Source organism: Oceanobacillus polygoni (assembly GCF_008304605.1).
GTDB classification, from domain to species: Bacteria; Bacillota; Bacilli; order Bacillales; family Amphibacillaceae; genus Oceanobacillus; species Oceanobacillus polygoni.
In genome coordinates, this window is sequence record NZ_PIJY01000014.1 from 60,517 (window position 1) to 78,881 (window position 18,365).

Annotated in this window: 13 protein-coding genes and 1 pseudogene; 11 read left to right on the forward strand and 3 right to left on the reverse strand. The window is 36.5% G+C overall.

Features of this window, described 5'->3' with window-relative positions; translation table 11 throughout:
* The first annotated feature begins 80 nt into the window (after positions 1-80).
* From F1560_RS05210 to F1560_RS05220, 3 genes are all read left to right on the forward strand, one after another.
* Positions 81-1,106 (forward strand): 2-keto-3-deoxygluconate permease, encoded by a 1,026-nt coding sequence (locus F1560_RS05210; protein WP_149473580.1) that lies wholly within the window; start codon positions 81-83, stop codon positions 1,104-1,106.
* 145 nt (positions 1,107-1,251) lie between these two features.
* The gene (locus F1560_RS05215) at positions 1,252-2,190 is read left to right on the forward strand and encodes a sugar-binding transcriptional regulator (RefSeq protein WP_149473581.1); all 939 of its coding nucleotides are present in this window, start codon (positions 1,252-1,254) and stop codon (positions 2,188-2,190) included.
* Positions 2,191-2,455: 265 nt separating this feature from the next.
* Positions 2,456-4,384: an FUSC family protein gene (locus F1560_RS05220; protein WP_149473582.1), complete on the forward strand. Its 1,929-nt coding sequence runs from the start codon at positions 2,456-2,458 to the stop codon at positions 4,382-4,384.
* A 280-nt stretch (positions 4,385-4,664) separates the two neighbouring features.
* Here F1560_RS05220 and F1560_RS05225 read toward each other — a convergent pair whose 3' ends face one another.
* Both F1560_RS05225 and F1560_RS05230 read right to left on the reverse strand, forming a co-directional pair.
* Entirely contained in the window at positions 4,665-4,862 is a 198-nt protein-coding gene (locus F1560_RS05225; protein WP_149473583.1) for a hypothetical protein, read from the reverse strand.
* Between the two features lie 514 nt (positions 4,863-5,376).
* Positions 5,377-6,150 carry a DeoR/GlpR family DNA-binding transcription regulator gene (locus F1560_RS05230; protein WP_187773636.1) on the reverse strand — a complete coding sequence of 258 codons (774 nt, stop codon included), beginning with the start codon at positions 6,148-6,150 and terminating at the stop codon, positions 5,377-5,379.
* A 228-nt stretch (positions 6,151-6,378) separates the two neighbouring features.
* Between F1560_RS05230 and F1560_RS05235 the strand changes: the two genes are divergently transcribed.
* The 8 genes and pseudogenes from F1560_RS05235 (at position 6,379) to F1560_RS05270 (ending at position 16,713) form a co-directional block, all read left to right on the forward strand.
* Entirely contained in the window at positions 6,379-7,512 is a 1,134-nt protein-coding gene (locus tag F1560_RS05235; protein WP_149473585.1) for a phosphonoacetaldehyde reductase, read from the forward strand.
* Between the two features lie 18 nt (positions 7,513-7,530).
* Positions 7,531-8,564: pseudogene (locus tag F1560_RS05240) on the forward strand (PhnD/SsuA/transferrin family substrate-binding protein).
* A 91-nt stretch (positions 8,565-8,655) separates the two neighbouring features.
* Positions 8,656-9,420, forward strand: coding sequence for a phosphonate ABC transporter ATP-binding protein (gene phnC / locus F1560_RS05245; RefSeq protein WP_149473586.1), 765 nt, complete (start codon positions 8,656-8,658; stop codon positions 9,418-9,420).
* 12 nt (positions 9,421-9,432) lie between these two features.
* On the forward strand, positions 9,433-10,218 hold the full coding sequence (locus tag F1560_RS05250) for a PhnE/PtxC family ABC transporter permease (RefSeq protein ID WP_149473587.1): 786 nt from the start codon (positions 9,433-9,435) through the stop codon (positions 10,216-10,218).
* Positions 10,218-11,060 (forward strand): ABC transporter permease subunit, encoded by an 843-nt coding sequence (locus tag F1560_RS05255; RefSeq protein WP_149473588.1) that lies wholly within the window; start codon positions 10,218-10,220, stop codon positions 11,058-11,060. The genes F1560_RS05250 and F1560_RS05255 overlap by 1 nt, the downstream gene beginning before the upstream one ends.
* 28 nt (positions 11,061-11,088) lie before the next feature.
* Positions 11,089-12,183, forward strand: a complete 1,095-nt coding sequence (locus F1560_RS05260) for a 2-aminoethylphosphonate--pyruvate transaminase (RefSeq protein ID WP_149473589.1) — start codon at positions 11,089-11,091, stop codon at positions 12,181-12,183.
* Positions 12,180-12,974 carry a phosphonoacetaldehyde hydrolase gene (gene phnX, locus F1560_RS05265; RefSeq protein ID WP_149473590.1) on the forward strand — a complete coding sequence of 265 codons (795 nt, stop codon included), beginning with the start codon at positions 12,180-12,182 and terminating at the stop codon, positions 12,972-12,974. The genes F1560_RS05260 and phnX overlap by 4 nt, the downstream gene beginning before the upstream one ends.
* Before the next feature lie 328 nt (positions 12,975-13,302).
* Positions 13,303-16,713 carry an nSTAND3 domain-containing NTPase gene (locus F1560_RS05270; RefSeq protein ID WP_187773637.1) on the forward strand — a complete coding sequence of 1,137 codons (3,411 nt, stop codon included), beginning with the start codon at positions 13,303-13,305 and terminating at the stop codon, positions 16,711-16,713.
* 256 nt (positions 16,714-16,969) lie between these two features.
* On the opposite strand, the gene F1560_RS05275 is transcribed toward F1560_RS05270, so the two are convergent.
* Entirely contained in the window at positions 16,970-18,208 is a 1,239-nt protein-coding gene (locus F1560_RS05275) for an IS256 family transposase (protein WP_245347847.1), read from the reverse strand.
* Positions 18,209-18,365 lie beyond the last annotated feature (157 nt).

The following is an 18,365-nucleotide window of genomic DNA, read 5'->3' on the forward strand; positions in this document are numbered from 1 at the left end:
TAAATGCAGAAGAAATATTCATTTTATAGAAGTAATGATTAGATTATTTGAGAATCTATATTTGAAAAGGAGTATGTAGAATGAAAATCAAAAAGACCATTGAGAAAATTCCAGCCGGAATGGTGATTGTTCCGCTTTTTCTAGGAATGATTATTAATTCAATCGCCCCAGGTCTTCTACGAATAGGAGGATTTACCGAAGCATTGCTAGTAAATGGCACAATGCCATTTATTGCTCTATTTCTAGTATGTGTAGGTTCTCAAGTTCGTGTCAATATGATTGGTTCTGCTTTTAAAAAAGGTCTTACCCTACTTTTTATGAAATGGTTCATTGCTGCTGTTGTCGCTCTAATCGGTTTTTCTGTCGCTGGCATGGAAGGGTTGTTTCTTGGAATGGCCCCGATTGCTATCCTCGCTGGTATGAGTAATAGTGCCGGTTCAGTTTATTTGGCGATTGCTGGACAGTATGGTCGAGAAGATGATACTGCCGCGTATCCGTTTAATGCAATCAGTGATGGTCCCTTTCTTACAATGATAAGCCTTTCTTTATTTGGGATGATGGGTTTTGTAGAGGGCCTTTTTAATTTTACAGATTTAATTTCGGTTATACTACCAATAGTACTTGGTGCTATTCTTGGAAATATTGATGAGGATATGCGTAGTCTTCTTTCAAAAGGAACAGATTTACTGATTCCATTCTTTGCTTTCTGTATTGGAATGGGAATTTCACTGCAGTCATTAGTTGAAGGTGGAATTGGTGGAGTGCTTATCGGTATCTTGACGATTGTTCTAACTGGTGGAGGAGTTTACTTGGTATACAGCTGGTTTGGATGGAACCCGATTGTTGGTGCTTCAGAAGGAACGATAGCAGGTAATGCAATTGCTACTCCTGCCATAATCGCCGCAGCAAGTCCTGCATTTGCACCGATAGTGGCAGTAGCTACCGTTCAAATTGCAACTGCAGTGGTCGTAGGTCTTATAGGGTTACCTTTGTTCATCACTTTCTTAGTAAAGCGTTTAGAGAGAAAAGGTATAAACATTACAGACTTAAATCATCCTAAGTCAGAAAGAATAAAAGCGGAAGCACCAATGCAGAAAAAGGCATAAGTTTTGATAACAAAATGAAAACATGTAATTATGGAAAAACACCTTCAATCGAAAGTAAACACCCCTGAGAGGGGTGCTTTTTTCTTAATCAATAGAAGGGCTGTATGTTATGATTATGGTAAATAAATTTTAAAGGTGAGAGCAAATGAGTGTCAAGGACCATCAAGTATTGCGAGTGGCTGAGCTATACTATAAACAAGAAATGGGTCAGCAAGAGATTTCAAAAATGTTAGGGGTTTCAAGGCCTACAGTGTCACGAATGATCCAAGAAGCCAAAAGACGAGGCATTGTGAGTATTAACATTAATACACCTGTAGAACTCGATTATAAGTTGTCCGACCAAATTAAAAATAAATTTAATTTAAAGGATGTCTTAGTCGTTAAGACAGATGACGAAAACGCTGATGAAACATTAAAGCGCGTTGGGTATGTGGCATCAAGATTCTTGCTTGGTTTACTTAAAATAAATGACTTGATAGGCATCTCATGGGGAAGGACGATTAAACATGTTGTCGATTCCATCACTGAAACCGATCTTACCGATGTTGATGTCATCCAATTAGTAGGATCTCTAGGGAGTGGGAATCCAGCTATCGACGGACCTGAACTTGCATATAAATTGGCTGAGCGATTCAAGGGCAGTTATAAATATATTAATTCCCCTGCGGTTGTTTCTGATGAACAAGTAAAAAATGCTCTTCTCAATCAGCGGCAAATCCAAGAGGTATTACAAGTTGCCGAAAACTGCGATATTGTATTAATGGGACTCGGTTCACTTTCAGAAGAAAATTCAAGTTTGCATAGGTCAGGCTATTTAGACGAGAAGAAAAGAAGAGAATATCTTGAAAAGGGAGCAGTTGGTCATATCCTAGCTCAAATGGTTGATGAAAAGGGAGAAATGATTAAGCTTCCAGCTAACTATGTTATTGGTGTACCACTAGATTCTTTAAAAAAGAAAAAGTGGTCGATTGGAGTGGTAGCTCACTCATTTAAAAATGATATTACTCTTGCAGCAATTCGTGGTGAGTATATAAATTCATTAGTAATAGACGAATTTACCGCTAATAAAATTTTGAAGGTTTAGTCATAGATAAGCTCATGTTTACAGTTGGAAACATGGGCTTTTTAGCATATTATAAAAAGTGATTTAGAACCTCAAATCCCCATTTAGTCTTCTTATTAATAAACATTACTTTCAGTAGAATTTGTTTGTAAAAAGGAACTTTCTATTAATCCATGAAGTAAAAGCCTTCTTTTATATTTTTAAGCGTTTTCCTTATACTATAATTATATTAGGTTGTAGAATAATTAATATAGATGAGCGGTATTATTTAAGGAGAGTAGCTTGGATGGGAAAACATACAACTTTCAAGGATTCAACATTTATAAAAACATTAATCCAAGCATTTGAAATTAAAAGAAATCCCCTACCATGGAATAAAGCAATTCTCGCTGGAGTCAGTGCAGCATTTCCGGCTGGGGTTGGATTGATGCTCGGTGACTTACAATCTGGTCTGGCAGCTGGAATTGGCGGTTTTACATATCTGTATATGTTTAATGAACCATATGCCGAACGTGCGAAGAAGTTATTTTTTGTTATGATTGGCCTATCACTATCAATTGGTCTAGGAATGCTGCTTGCGCCTTATCCATTTTTATTCTCATTGATGGTCGGTGTACTTGGCTTTCTGTTTACCTTCCTTTTTGGGGCGTTGAAAATTCCAGGACCTGCGGCAATATTTTTTGTGTTAGTCTTCACCATAACCTCGGCTATGCCAATTGATCCTTCCCTTGCACCGATGCGAGCAGGGCTTACTTTATTAGGTGGGGCTTTCGCATGGGTTCTTGCAATGAGCGGCTGGTTTATTAATCCCCACGGCCCAGAGAGAAACGCGATCAAGCGTGTGTATATAGAGCTGGCATCTTTAATTGATGTGATAGGGACAGCGGAGTTTAGTAAAGAAAGACAAAAGACCCTACAAACGCTAAGAGACACTGGAGATACATTATCGAGGGCGTATATATCCTGGCAAAATTCGGCTGAATTTAGAAAACTATACTATTTATATGAGCAAGCAAATTTAATTTATGCGGAGGTTATCGAATTCTATGCTACACCTGACACAAAGCCTCCGTCAGAAATTGCTCAAACGCTTCGGGAAATAGCGAATAAAATAGACAAACATACGCCGGATAAACCAATCCAGTTCATGAATGATACGGAAACCAACCTTCGTTTACAAAAGATGCTAAATGAAGCAACGCACATTTTAAATGGAGACGATGAACGATTAGGGAAAGAAATACATGTTCCAAAGCGGTCGTTGAAGGAGACACTGTCGGGAAGCTTTCATAAAAATTCCTTCGTCTTTATTTCTGCGATTCGTTATGGTTTTATCCTATTTATTGCATCCATCATTGCCTTTTCATTTGAGTTTGATCGTTCTTATTGGATTGTATTATCCTGTGGCGCTGTTATGTTAGGTTCAACCATTATCACTACATTTCACCGTGCCATCCAGCGGTCATTGGGAACAATTGTCGGAGTCCTGATTGCAGCTTTGCTTCTTTCCACCCATCCAGATGGTATCTTTATCATCTTGGTTATTTTGTTGCTCACGTTCTTGACGGAGCTATTTATCCCAAGAAATTATGCGATTGCTGTATGTTTCATTACACCAAATGCAATATTTATGGCGGAAAACACATCGCAAATCTATGATTTACGCTTTTTTGCGACAGCAAGGATTACGGATATTCTGATTGGTTGTGCGATTGGACTCGTTGGCATATTCCTTTTCGGCAGGAGATCGGCATCCAGTCGTCTTCCGCATTTAATTGCTAAAACGATTCGTAGCCAGATGCAATTGTTGGCTTTAATGTTTTCTGGCTCAAAGGACGATGTGGATATTACGAGCAGTAGTGAATCAAAGAAAATGCACACCAACTTGAAGAATTTAAGTCTCGTTTATCGAACAGCTTTAGGAGAAATACCACGTAATCAAAAGGCTTTGGAGCAATTATGGTCCGTTATTTTCTCGATTGAACAGTTAGGCTATTTATTGGAAGCTGCATCAAGAAAGCAAGATCTACCATCCATTAAAGATGATGATTTAGCACAGCTGATGCTTGTTTTTGAAATGATGGCAAAATCGGCGAAACAAATGGAGATACCGAAGACACGGCGTATTCCGGAAATTCCAGGTTTTCCGCAGATTCAGAAGGAGATTGGGGATTTGCAGGTGGCGATGCAGGTTGGTAAAAGTAATCTGGTGTAGGGGATAGGCTTGTTAATCTTGAATCGATTGTTGATTGAGGTTAGCTTTCCATTTTATTAGGGGATATTAATGACCCTTAACAAGTTCTATCCTTTTATACAGGAGAACAGTAAAAAGACGATGATATTGAGATTACTGAAATAAATAAAAAATACCTCTTTATTAGGTTAAGTTATGACACCTAAAGTTCATAAAGAAATAAAAAAACATTTACTGCATTAAACCACAATTTTTGCTATAAGTAGTCGCCCTGTCTACGACTTTATTAATTTAATATATATTACTCTCTTTTTTCATCTAATCGCCGACGAAATACGAAAGCCGAGACAGTGAATATAACAAAAGCTGCTGTTGAAGCAGCAGTAACCATCGTCAACACATTTCCCATTGGAGATTTAAACAACAGAGAGATCGAAATGATTAAAACGGCACCAGTTAAACCCATTCCTAAAATTGAGATTGCTAAAACCTTGTTCATCAAAAATCACCTCACAGATAATTGAAACAAGCTACCGATCCAGCGATACTTTTATAAAGACTAAAATAGTTCGAACGATTACTTTATATCGGGCCCTTAATTAAAAGATAACATATAAATTACCGTAATATACTCAAGAAAATTAATAGAATTTCGACATCGTAAGACAATATGTGATACTGTTTTTCGACTTTCAAAACCCAGCTTTCCTAAACGTGGGAAAAAGGGGGTTAAAGCATAATTTCAAAATTAGTTTAAATTCTTTGAGAAAGGAAACCGGAGAATTCTTAAATCGAAAAGTAGGTTAGTGGACTAGTTAGTTGAACGCGACAAATTCTGTCTTTGACTCTAAAGCGTTTATATCAGAAATTGTCGCGTATCTTGGCTGTTCAGGAATAGATCAGGAAGCAGTAACAAGAAATTTACCATCATAGGTTAATTTATGAATAGATATCTATCCTATTTGGAAGGAAGCTAATCTGTTTTTCATTTAATTACTGCAACTCATTTCTGATTAGTGTGGAGAAAGAATCCGAATATCCTGTTTACTATATTCCGCTGCGATATCAGATGGAAGTGAGCTATCCGTAACAATTAGATTAATATCTTTTAATGGACACACATTGATGTAAGAAGATGTCTCAAACTTTGATGAATCCGCAACGACTACTTTATGCTTTGAGCGTGAGATAATGGTTTGAATAACGCCTACTTCATGCATTCTAAAATCGGTTAAACCATGTTCAAGTGATAATCCGTTTACCGTAAGAAAAGCAATATCAATATTAAAATCAGAAAGGATTTCTTCGCATTGTTTCCCATATAACGTATATTCCTCTGGATTAAAAAATCCGCCGGTGAGGATAACGTTGAAGTTTTTATTTTCCCCAAGAATAGATAGAATACGAAGATCGTTTGTAATAATTGTTAATCGCTTAAACTTGTTAACAAGTACCTTCGCAATTTCGATCGTCGTTGTCCCGCCGTTTAGTGCAATTGCCTGCCCTTCTTCAATTAATTCAATTGCTGCTAAGGCAGCTTCATGTTTTTTTTCTTGATTTTTGACCTCTCTCTCACTAAAAAGTCTGTTTAGTGCATTATCACTTTTTTGAGTTAAAACAGCCCCGCCGTGAACTCGTTTGACGATTCCTTTTTTCTCAAGAACCTCTAAATCCCTCCGGACCGTATCAATGGAGATATCTAATAAAGTAGCAAGCTCTGAAGCTTTTACAGCTTTTTGCTGTTTTAAAAAGGATTCAATCATTTGATGTCTTTGCTCCTGTAACATCATCCAGCTCTCCCATCTTCCTTTGTATATACAAATCATAACATATATTAAAAAATAGCAAAACAAAGCAAATAAAAGCAATTTGTAAAGTAAAAAAAGCATACATTCTATGTAAAAAGCATTAATTTTTTGTTAATTAACTGTAAAACCCCTTGTAAAACTGCAGAATACGGATTAATCTTGCATTGTGCAGCAAAACAAAAGCTAACAAAGAAAGGAAATGGCCAAATGGGGAACTTTTACAACCCTGTCAAAATTAAAATAGATACCATAGATGTCATGAAAGAAGTACTACATACGATCAAACCTCAATTTAGCAATATTGCCCTTTTACATCGAGGAGGTGACTTCTCAGAATCCGAGGCTGGACGTAACCTTTATAAATGCCTGGAGGGTTATGAAGTAAAGCAGATAGAAGTGAACATATCCAATCCTGATGTGGAAGACTTGTTTCATTACTATGAGCAAATTAAAAACGTTGATTATCAGTGCATCGTAGGAATTGGAGGAGGCAGTGTTCTGGATCTCTCGAAATCATTAGCTGCTTTAAAGGATATGAAAATAGAGTCTGTCTCTGCATTACGTACCGTGATTGAACAAAAACAATATGCAGAAAATCAAAACGTTGTACCATGGATTGGCATTCCTACTACCTCAGGTACGGGTTCTGAGGTTACTTGCTGGGCAACGATTTGGGATCGCGCCAACGGAGTGAAAATGTCGGTTGATAGTGAACACTTGTATTCTTATGCAGCCATCATTGATCCAACGCTTACCGTATCATTACCGAAAGGATTAACGGCTTCAACTGCTTTAGATGCATTATGTCATGCGACAGAGGCTTACTGGTCAAAAAGCTCCAATGAAATTTCAAGAATCTATTCATTAGAAGCGATCAAACGTATTGTCAGCAACTTTGAGAAGGTATTAAATCATCCGAATGAAGTTACATATAGAAATGAAATAGCTTTGGGTAGCTTGTACGCAGGTCTTGCCTTTAGTAACACCCGGACGACTGCCTGCCACTCCATATCCTATCCTCTAACGCTGGAACTTGGAATGGTCCATGGGATAGCTGCAAGCATTACATTGGCTAACGTAATGAAAATCAATTTTGACTCGATTATGGAGAGCGATAAGCTATTACAAGCATTTGGGGTAAGCAGCTGCAGTGAAGTTCAAGGTCTTATTGAGCATTTTCATCAGTTAGCAGGTTCTTCAAGCAAGCTCAGAGATTACAATGCGAATGAAGAAATAATCGAAAAAGTTGCCGCAAATGCCTTTACAAAGGGTCGGATGGATAATAACCCAGTTGCTTTAACACAGGAAGATGTCAAACAAATATTACGGTCTATTTATTAAGGATAAGGAGTGTAAAATATGAAAACAAAACTTTTATTGATAATGATCGCCGTGTTCGCTGTTTTGTTAACGGCATGTGGTGGCGGTAATAGTGGTAGTGCAACAGCAGATGATGTGATTAAAATTGTTTGGTATCCGAACGAGTCTGGTAATGATTTGAAGTCATCTCGTGATGAAATTGGAAGACTTATTTCAGAGGCTACAGGTAAAGAGGTAGAGCATCAATTAACAACGGACTACTCGATTGCGATTGAAACGTTAGCAGGCAACAATGCGGACCTTGCATTCATGGGTTCACAAGGATATGTAGAAGCAAATAACAGAAATGATGCGGTTCAAACCTTAGCCGTAAAATCCGGTGAATCCGGAATATTGGATGATGCTAAATACTATAGCTGGTTAGCGGTGAATGTGGACGAGCAAGACAAGTTTAAAGAAAATGGGGAATTCTCTCTTGATACGATTGCAGATACAAGATTTTCATTCGTATCAAACAGTTCAACATCAGGGTTTAAAGTTCCATCATCTACTATTATTGAACATTTCTCACAACAAGAAGCATATGCAGATTTAACGGAAGAAGACTTAATGGGAAGCGGGCCATTGTTCTCCCAAGTATTATTTGGCAACTCTCACCAAGGTTCCGCAGTCAATTTGTTATCGGGCAATGCAGATGTTGCAGCATTCTGTGATACTTGTGTGGAAGAATATGTGGAGCTTGCTGAAGGAGAAGAAAATACTGCTGGTGGTGTTTATCGCGTGAAAGACAATGCAGCCGAGCCTTTCAATTCAGTTACAGGCAAAGAATTTACATTAATGAGTTCCGACCCAGTATTAAATGAACCATTTGTTGTGAATATGGATGTCATCGGACAAGCGGATTTTGATAAAATTCAAGAACTATTAACCTCAGATGAAGTAGCAAATAATGAAAAAATCTTTGCCCCTGAGAGGATTCAGAACAGAGCGCTTTATTCTCTAAAAGTGATAAAGAAAGACTGTTGCCAGTGGAAGATGAATGGTATGATCCAATTCGCGAAATTTCAAAGTAATTTTAGTAAGGAAAAGTGAAAACAGGGAGCGTGTACTTCTGTTTATACACGCGCCCTCACTAAATAAGCTCTAAAAAAGGAGTCAATACACATGTCATTGTTAAGAGTAGAAGGACTTGGGAAATCATATACAGCCGACAAACAAATATTAAAGAATATTAACTTTGAAATAAAAGCAGAAGAACTTGTTTCTATCATTGGTCCGTCTGGTGCTGGTAAATCTACCTTGCTGCGTTGTATGAATCGAATGGTTGAATTTAGTGAAGGAAAGATTATGTTTAACAATCGTGATGTTGGAAGTTTAGATAAAAAAGAACTACGAAATGTAAGAGCGAATATTGGGATGGTGTTTCAGCACTATAATCTCGTCCCTCGTTTGACAGTGATTGAGAATGTACTGCATGGTCGATTTGGTTATAAAACAACCCTGCAGGGATTGTTAGGAAGATATACAGAAGCAGAAAAAGAACGTGCCTTTTACCTGTTGGAGAAGTTGGGAATACATGAACACGCATATAAGCGATGTGACCAATTAAGTGGTGGCCAGCAGCAACGTGTAGGGATATGCAGAGCGCTTATTCAAGAACCAAAGCTTATCCTATGTGATGAACCGATTGCTTCATTGGATCCAAATTCCTCTAAGATTATCATGGATCTTTTAAAATCAATCAGTACGGAAATGGGCATTACATGTTTGGTGAATTTACATCAAGTGGATGTGGCGAAACATTATTCAGACCGTATCATTGGTTTAAATAAAGGTGAAATTGTATTTACTGGAACAAGTCATGAACTTAATGAAGAGCAAATTAACAAAATTTACGGAACCAAAACGGAAGATTTAATAACCGCGTAAGGAGAGATGACTGTGAATGAAAAAAAGATGCGAAAAAACAGATGGCAGACAGTAATCTTTCTTCTCATCATCATCGTTCTAACCTATTTATCAGCAGCAATTACATCATTTAACTTTGTAGATGGGTTAGCGACAATCCCTAAAGCTATCGGCTGGATGTTTTCTAATCTAATGGTGACGCAGGAAACGCTCGATAAATTGCCGACCATCTTGGAAAAACTAGCTGAAACTACGTTTATGTCGATAGCGGCAACAACGATAGCAGCTGTTGTCTCGCTCTTCTTAGGGGTATTAGGTTCAAAAGTGACAAAAGTAAATAATTTTTTAAGTGTATTTGCCCGTTTTATTGCTTCCGTATCAAGAAATATCCCAGTCGTTGCATGGGCGTTGGTTTTGCTCATTTCTTTTGGACAAAATTCCGTAACAGGCTTTCTCGCGCTATTTGTTGGGACGGTAGGTTTTTTAACAAGGGCATTTATTGAATCGATTGATGAAGCGAGCCAAAGTTCTGTCGAGGCATTGATTGCAACAGGGTCTACCTATTTCCAAATTGTAGGGAAGGCTGTTATTCCACAAAGTTTGCCGCAGATGATCAGCTGGGTGTTGTTTATGGTAGAAACCAACATTCGAAATGCTACATTGGTGGGGATTTTAACAGGGACAGGAATCGGATATACCTTTGATATGTATTATAAGATGTTAAATTATAATGCCGTAGCGCTTGTGACATTATGTATTGTCATAATCGTTATTGTTGTCGACCTTATTTCAAATTATGTGCGGAAGGTGATTCTATAATGGAAGCAACCTATATAAAGCGAAAGAAAGACGGCCGTATTCATATAAAATCGGGTAATAAAGGGGATCGAGTCCTAAGGAGCACATTAGGTGTTCTTACTATTTTGACATTTGTTGCCTTTCTATTCTTTAACTATGCTGGGCTGGAATTAGGCTCAGCGATTACGGAAACAGCGTATAACTTGAAAGTGATGTTTTTTGAGCCAGCATTAAGTCATTTCGGTTTAAGAGAAGCCATTTATCAAGTTGGGATAACGCTTAGTCTAGCATTCTTAGCTACGATTATTGGCGCGATTATTGCCTTTTTCCTTTCCCTGATGGCTGCAACCAATTTAGCCCCTTTAGGCTTAACTAGAATTATTCGCGTATTTGTTGCATTTATTCGGGCTGTTCCAACGGTATTATGGGTGTTGATCTTTGCGATTGCCGCTGGGCTGGGAAGTGAAGCGGCGGTTCTTGGTATGCTGTTTCATTCGATTGCATATTTAGTTAAAGCATTTTCGGAAGCATTTGAAGAAGTTGATAAGGGAATCTTGGAAGCAGTGCGATCAACTGGTGGAAACTGGTGGCATATCGTAAAAAGCGGTGTCTTACCGTCCACTTTTACCTATTTATTATCGTGGATTTTCCTGCGGTTTGAAATCAACTTTGGTGTAGCTGTGGCAATGGGAGCGGCTGCTGGAGCAGGCGGAATTGGATTTGATTTATTTATGGCTTCCAGCTTCTATTTTGATATGCGGGAGGTTGGCTTTATTACCTACGCCATTCTCATTGTTGCCTTTCTATTAGAGGTAGTTTCAACTCGTTTGAAAAAACGTTTCTTTCCAGCAACTTCTGATTAAATGATAGATGAAGGAGGATAAAGAAAACATGAATTCTTACAAGCTTTTAACGCCAGGCCCATTAACAACAACAGCTACAGTGAAAGAGGAAATGCTCTTTGATCGCTGTACATGGGATCAAGATTATAAGGACATTACCCAAAAAATAAGAACGCAGCTCCTTGACCTTGCAGGAGTGACAGCTGATGAATATACAACTGTATTAATGCAAGGAAGTGGTACATTCACAGTTGAATCGGTGATGACAACTTCATTGAAAAAGCAGGATAAAGCATTAATCATAACGAATGGTGCTTATGGAGAGCGTATTGTCAAAATAGCTGATTCTATTGGTCTGCAATACCAGCAATATAGCGTTGCATACAATGCATATCCAGATGAAGCTGAACTAAGATGTATTTTAGAAGAGGACCCACAGATTACACATATTGTCATGGTTCATTGTGAAACAACAACAGGAATACTAAATCCAATTGAGATGGTCTCCGATCTTGCTAAAGCATATGAGAAAACACTGATTATCGATGCGATGAGCAGTTTTGCTGGAGTGGAAATGGATGTCCGTGCTCTCGGTATTGATTATTTAATCAGCAGTGCCAACAAATGTATCCAAGGTGTTCCCGGGTTTGGCTTTGTCATTGCGAAGCTGGATAAGCTTAAAGCATGTAAAGGGAATGCTCGCAGTTTATCACTAGATTTGTATGACCAATGGAAGGCAATGGACAAGGACGGAAAGTGGCGTTACACTTCTCCAACCCATGTTGTAGCTGCATTTTCCAAAGCAATTGATGAATTAATAGAAGAAGGAGGTATTCCGGCAAGATTTCATCGTTATCAGCAGAATAATCAACTATTACGGGAGAAATTAGCAAAGGTTGGATTCCAGACGTATATAACGGATGAAAAGCAATCACCAATCATTACAACGTTTCTTTACCCGCATGATAGCTTTCAGTTTGAGGACTTTTATCTTTATGTGAAAGAGAGAGGGTTTGTTCTTTACCCGGGAAAGCTGACAGAGGTCAATACATTTCGAATTGGGAATATTGGGGAAATTCATGAGGAAGATATCGAAACATTATGCAGTGTAATCGAAGAATATATGGGAGTGATGGTAAAATGAAAAAGGTTGAAGGCGTAATATTTGATTGGGCAGGAACAACAGTTGATTTTGGATGCTTTGCACCGGTAAATGCATTTGTTAATGTTTTTAAAGATGCTGGAATAGACGTGACAATAGAAGAGGCAAGAGAACCAATGGGACTGCTAAAAATTGATCATATTCGTGCGATGCTGGAGATGCCGAGAATTTCCGATTTGTGGGAAGCGAAATATGGAAGAGCATTTAATGAGCAAGATGTAGAGGACCTATTTAATGCGTTTGAATCATCTCTATTGGAAACATTAGCAACGTATACCGATCCGAAGCCAGAGGTTCTTGAAACTGTGGAAAGCTTAAAAAGCCAAGGGCTGAAAATTGGCTCCACTTCCGGTTACACGCAAAAGATGATGGATGTTGTTGTTCCAGAAGCAGCAAAAAAAAGCTATAGCCCAGATTTTTATATAACACCTGATGGAACAAATTCATTAGGAAGACCGTATCCTTATATGATATACCGAAACATGGAAGCATTAAAATTATCAGCAGCTCAGAACGTCGTAAAAGTAGGGGATACAATCCCAGATATAGAAGAGGCAATCAGCGCAGGGGTTTGGTCCGTAGGCGTTATTATCGGCAGCTCTGAAATGGGTCTAAGCTCAGAGGAATTCGACGCGCTGTCTGAAGTGGAGCAAGAAGAAATTATCGCTAAAACAGAACAAACCTTTAAACAAAATGGCGCAGATTTTACAATCAAGTCAATGGTTGAGCTGCCTGGAGTAATTGAGCAAATTAATCGGCTTAATTTAAAGTAACTTTAGATTTGGGGTCAGTCCTTACCGTTTTTGTAGAGCGGTGGGGCTGGCTTTTTTGTTTGGTGGTATCAATTGAAGATATATAGTTGTGATTGTTATCAGTTTGAGTGGCCAACAAGTAAAACGCAGTAGAGGCTTAAAAATATACAACAATGTGTTTCCAATTCTTTGATACACATTTGCTTCATCAATAAGTGAGTAGAGTTTTACACTGTACTCTTTTTCTTCCGGTATTGGTATAATACTCCTAACATGTTTTAATATTATGATTGTTTTTTCGGGAAATGGTTCAATACTTATAGAATCAAATGTACGAGGGGGAAGTCTATTGTCAAATTATGATTTTCACGCATTGCTTGAACCGATGGAATTTGAAAAATTTGTTTGTGATATTGTTCAAGTACGAGAAAGTATAACGGTTGAGACTTTTAAGGAAGGTAAAGACAGCGGCATTGATGGGTTGTTTATTGATAAAGATAGAACAACTATAGTACAAGCAAAAAGATATCAACCTAATTATAAAAGTCTTTATAGGAGCTTAAAAAGGGAGTATAAAAAGATTCAAAAATTAAACCCCGATCGATATATTCTAGGAGTATCATTAGATCTTAGCTGGAAAGAAAAAATGGAAATTATTCAATTATTTGATGGTTATATTAAAACAACTACGGATATTTTAAGCAAAATCGATATGAATAGGCTTTTAGCAGAAGATTCTTATAAACAAATTGAATTAAGATATCATAAACTATGGCTGTCGAGTATGAATGTGCTTTCAAAAATGCTCAACAATTCCATAAACAAATCTATTTATAAAGAATCTGAGCTTGAATTGCAAAAAGCATTAGATATTTCTAAGATTTTTGTTTCAACGAGGAAGTACCAAGAAGCATTAGAAAAAAGTTTGAAAAATAATGTTATTATTTTATCAGGTGAACCTGGTGTTGGTAAAACAACAATGGCATATTTGCTAGCGTTATCATATCTTCAATCTAATAATTTAAATGGATTTATTTGGGTGAATTCAATAAAAGATATTTATGAAATGCTAGATAAAAGTGAAAAACAAGTTTTTATTTTAGACGATTTTTGGGGAAGTATTTTTCATAATGAACATACCGGTAGGAATTCTGAATATCAATTAAATAAATTAATAAAGCACATTAAAGAATCAGATGGAAATATAAGGTTGATTTTAACTACTAGAGAGTATGTTTTGCAACAAGGGTTACAAAATCATCCTATTTTAAGAGAAAAAATAGAACGATTGGCTTTGGTATGTACAATAAATGAGTATAGCAACGAAGAGAAAGCAAATATTCTCTATAGTCATCTATATGGTTCAAAATTGGAATATGAGTATGTGGATTTTATCTATGAAAAATCAGAGGATATAGTTTTGAGTGAGAATTATAATCCTCGAGTACTAAATCTCTTTTTGGAAAAAGAACTAGATGGTAATATTCATCCGGAAAATTATTATTTCGAACTTCTCGATTATCTTGATAACCCTGCCTCTTTTTGGGAGGAAATATTCAACGAACTATCGATAGAAGCAAGAGTTGTATCGCTATTATTGCTAATATCATCTGCACCAATGAGTTACAAAGATATGGAGAAATGTTATGAGTTATTTGTTTACAATTCCAAGGATAAGATCAAAATTAAGAAACTAGAAGATTGTCTCACAGAATTAGAAAAGACAATGGTCAAGTCGTATTTAGACGATAACTATGATGAAGTAATGTTAAGGTTCACTACTCCGGCAGCACAAGATTTTCTATATAACTATTTTAAGAAATATGCAGACCATTATGTTGGGAAAGTTCTTTATAGTTGTTGTTTCTACAATCAAATACTCTTTTTATTAGAGCATATTTCAGGTGACTGTAGCCAAATTGTAGAGGACTTAATTGTTCAAGATTGTATCCAATATTATGATAAATATGCTATGGGTTTTATTGATTATGATTGGAATTGGGAGCATTATGAGAGGTTTAGCGAATACGGAGAACTAGATAGAATTTACCGGATTATACGTATTAGTAATACTAAAAGTCACCTATTGCTTTTTCAATTTATAGAAGAAAAGATAAAAATGTATTGCGTAACAATGGGTGGTGATGGATTAATTGAAAACAAATACGTTGATTTACATGATTTCCCAGGTATTATAGTGCACTGTACAGAAAAAGGCATGCACTTTAATGGAAGGGAGATTATCGCTAAATATTATGAGGAATCTTTTAGTGTTTATCATTATTTAGCACTTAGAGAATTTAGCAAAGCTTTTCCAAGTGATTATGAAGTGTTTAATCGTTCATATTCTAAAGAAATTAAACAGGAAATAAAGGGTACTATACTTTCTGAAGTAGCATTTCTAGATGATTATGGAATGGAAATAGAATTGGATATGATTGTTGATGATATACCAGATATCCTTAATAAATTTGATTTACCTTATACAAAAGAGTTTGAAGCAGAAATTGTTGCTATATGTGGTAGAAAACCTACTGCTGATAATAGACTTAGCTCAATAAGTCACTCAGAAAGCTATTATATTAGTAAAAGAAAAAGAGATTTCCAAGAAGTTAAATGGAGAGCAAGAGAGTGGATCTATGGGTTAACTGAAACAGAGATAGAGCAAGAAGAACAAATGAATGATATCGTCTTGGCGAGTGACATAAGTGATCAAAAAAAGATGGAAATAATAAAGATAATAAAAATGAGAGAACCCGTTTTTATTTATAAAATGTTTCAGACAAATGAATCAATTCATTTGTTTTTAGATATGCTTAAATACAAAGATTATGAATTACCTAAAACAGAAAGAGAATTAAGTATATATATGCTGATGTATATTTGCAGAGAAAATAAAGAATTAATTTCTGATTTTGTTTTTTTCTGTGCAGAATGTTTTAATTTATTTATGCAACAGGATGAACCAATTATGCGTACAGATAGTTTTTTCTCGAGCGAGGCTTATGAAATTTATTTGAAAAATAATAAGCCTTTGCAAGAAATAGTATTTGAATATTTGATATTGAATGATGGTAGGTGGATCCGGTTTACTCAAGACTATTTGTTCATATTTTGTTTTGTGCTAATAATAACTTATGAAGAAATTGATGATGAAAATATTGAGCCGATTTTTCGGGTGTTGTTTACTGAAAATTTCAATAAGATTAGACGGACGATTAAAACAGAAAATTGTTATCAAATCCAAATAGCATTTGCAGAATTTGGACCTTATTACTTAAAGCGTTATGATTGGGAAGGCTTATTATGTCGAATGTTTTTTGAAATGAGTCCTTTTAAATTTACTAAATTTCATATCCAACCATCAATTAAGGGTTATTTACACAGATTGGGAAATGGAGACGATAAAAGTAAAGTTTTTAAATACCTAGATGATACAAAGTTGACATACGAATTATATCCAGATGGTGAGATTGTCGGTTCTACATGCTTAGTCTGTGATGAATTAAGTTTGATAGACCATCTTAACATTGCAAAACGGCCTGATATTTTTATGGAACATATAGACATAAGTAGAATTAAAGATCTGGAAGGAAGTAGCTACATAAAAAAAGATGATAATAAATGGATACTAAAATTATATGAAGTAGAAGAATTTGAGGTTTTGAATAATCTGGGTATATATGATGGAATAGTTAATTATCTGAAAAAGATAGAGGATGCTAGCTCAGGTTTTATAGATTGGTGTTTGCTTGATTGATTTGAATGCTATTAGAGGAGGTATCTGATTTGTGGTGAAGTAGCAATCTCAACAACAAAATAGTATCCCACTATATCAAGTCTTATTTACAATTTCAGTCTGTGAGGTTTGAGATTGTTAGAACGAAGCATTTAGATGGTGATATGGAATGTCTATTTACAAGAATGTCTTTCAGTACTATAGAGGGAACAAGAAGATGCTGGGAAATGATGGAGAGATTTTCTGGGGTTGTCAAATAAAGTGTGTAAGTTCAAACTTACTCAAGATATTTTAAAGCCCTCTCTTTTAGATTTTCATGGAGAAGTAGTTGGTTCATAACCATTGCCCAGTTTTGGATATGACCACCTTCCCATTTGGTTTCGAGTTCTTTTACTCGTAAAAATAATACTTTTAATAGAGCGTTCTCGTTGGGGAATGCTCCTTTTTTGGTTACTTTTCTGAAGCTGGAATGGATGCTTTCTACCGCATTTGTGGTGTACATAACTTTACGAATGGAACTCCCATAATCATAAAGTTGCTCTACATGGTGGAAGTTTCTTGTCCATACATCAATAGCTCCTTGATATGCAGCCCATTGTTGTTGAAAAGATTCAAAAGCACTTAGGCAAGCCTTAAGGCTTGGTGCACCATAGACTTTCTTTAACGCTTTGGTGAATGCTTTATAATCCTTACTAGGAACATATTTGACGGAGTTACGAATTAAATGAACCATACATCGTTGTACAATGACATCCGGAAAAATCGCACGTGATCCCTCTTCTAAACCACTTACCCCATCCATGGATAGAAAGAAAATATCTTCGACTCCTCTTGCCTTAATTTCATCGAAAATCTGCATCCATTTATGCTTACTTTCCGTTTCGTTAAGCCATAAACCAAGAATCTCTTTATTGCCCTCTATCGTGTATCCCAAAATGGTATAGACGGCATATTTCTTTGTTTCATATTGATTGCGAATCGTTGTGTACATACAATCTACAAAAACAAAGGCGTAACAGCTACTTAACGGTCTAGTTTGCCATTCTTCCAGCTCAGGAAGAACCTGATCTGTAATATCCGATACCATTTCATGGGACACTGAAAAACCATAAATATCTTCAATCGTTGAAGAAATATCCCGCTGCGACATCCCGCGTGCATACATGGAAATCACTTTACTCTCAATCGCAGAGACATCCTTTTGCCGTTTCGGTATCAGTTCTGGATTATAGGAACCATCACGATCTCTTGGTACTTTGATATCCACTTCACCGGTGCTCGTTTTGATGGTTTTCTTTCCATAGCCATTCCGTCTGTTTTCTGTTTCTTTTTCCCCTTTATCGTTCGCTTCATAGCCTAAATGATGATTCATTTCACCCTTCAACATGGATTCAAACATAGGGCCAAATATATCTTTGAGTGCATTCTGCATGTCCTCTACCGATTCTGGTTGATATTTTTCAATAATCTTGTTAGCTAATTCTTCGGAGTTAGGATTTCTTTTAGGCTTTGCCATATCAATCACGCTCCTTTTTCGTTACTCTTATTCTACCAAATAAAAAACTGTGTGAGTAAGAACCGTACGTATTCTTACTTACACAGTTTAGTTTACACTCCCGATTTTCTGCTTTAGATAAGACGTGGAGACAGGTTATCATCAACCTGTCTCCACG

Coding starts and splice junctions, on each gene's coding strand:
- F1560_RS05210 (WP_149473580.1), top strand. CDS start 81: ATGAAAATCAAAAAGACCATTGAGAAAATTCCAGCCGGAATGGTGATT.
- F1560_RS05215 (WP_149473581.1), top strand. CDS start 1,252: ATGAGTGTCAAGGACCATCAAGTATTGCGAGTGGCTGAGCTATACTAT.
- F1560_RS05220 (WP_149473582.1), top strand. CDS start 2,456: ATGGGAAAACATACAACTTTCAAGGATTCAACATTTATAAAAACATTA.
- F1560_RS05225 (WP_149473583.1), bottom strand. CDS start 4,862: ATGAACAAGGTTTTAGCAATCTCAATTTTAGGAATGGGTTTAACTGGT.
- F1560_RS05230 (WP_187773636.1), bottom strand. CDS start 6,150: ATGTTACAGGAGCAAAGACATCAAATGATTGAATCCTTTTTAAAACAG.
- F1560_RS05235 (WP_149473585.1), top strand. CDS start 6,379: ATGGGGAACTTTTACAACCCTGTCAAAATTAAAATAGATACCATAGAT.
- phnC (WP_149473586.1), top strand. CDS start 8,656: ATGTCATTGTTAAGAGTAGAAGGACTTGGGAAATCATATACAGCCGAC.
- F1560_RS05255 (WP_149473588.1), top strand. CDS start 10,218: ATGGAAGCAACCTATATAAAGCGAAAGAAAGACGGCCGTATTCATATA.
- F1560_RS05260 (WP_149473589.1), top strand. CDS start 11,089: ATGAATTCTTACAAGCTTTTAACGCCAGGCCCATTAACAACAACAGCT.
- phnX (WP_149473590.1), top strand. CDS start 12,180: ATGAAAAAGGTTGAAGGCGTAATATTTGATTGGGCAGGAACAACAGTT.
- F1560_RS05275 (WP_245347847.1), bottom strand. CDS start 18,208: ATGGCAAAGCCTAAAAGAAATCCTAACTCCGAAGAATTAGCTAACAAG.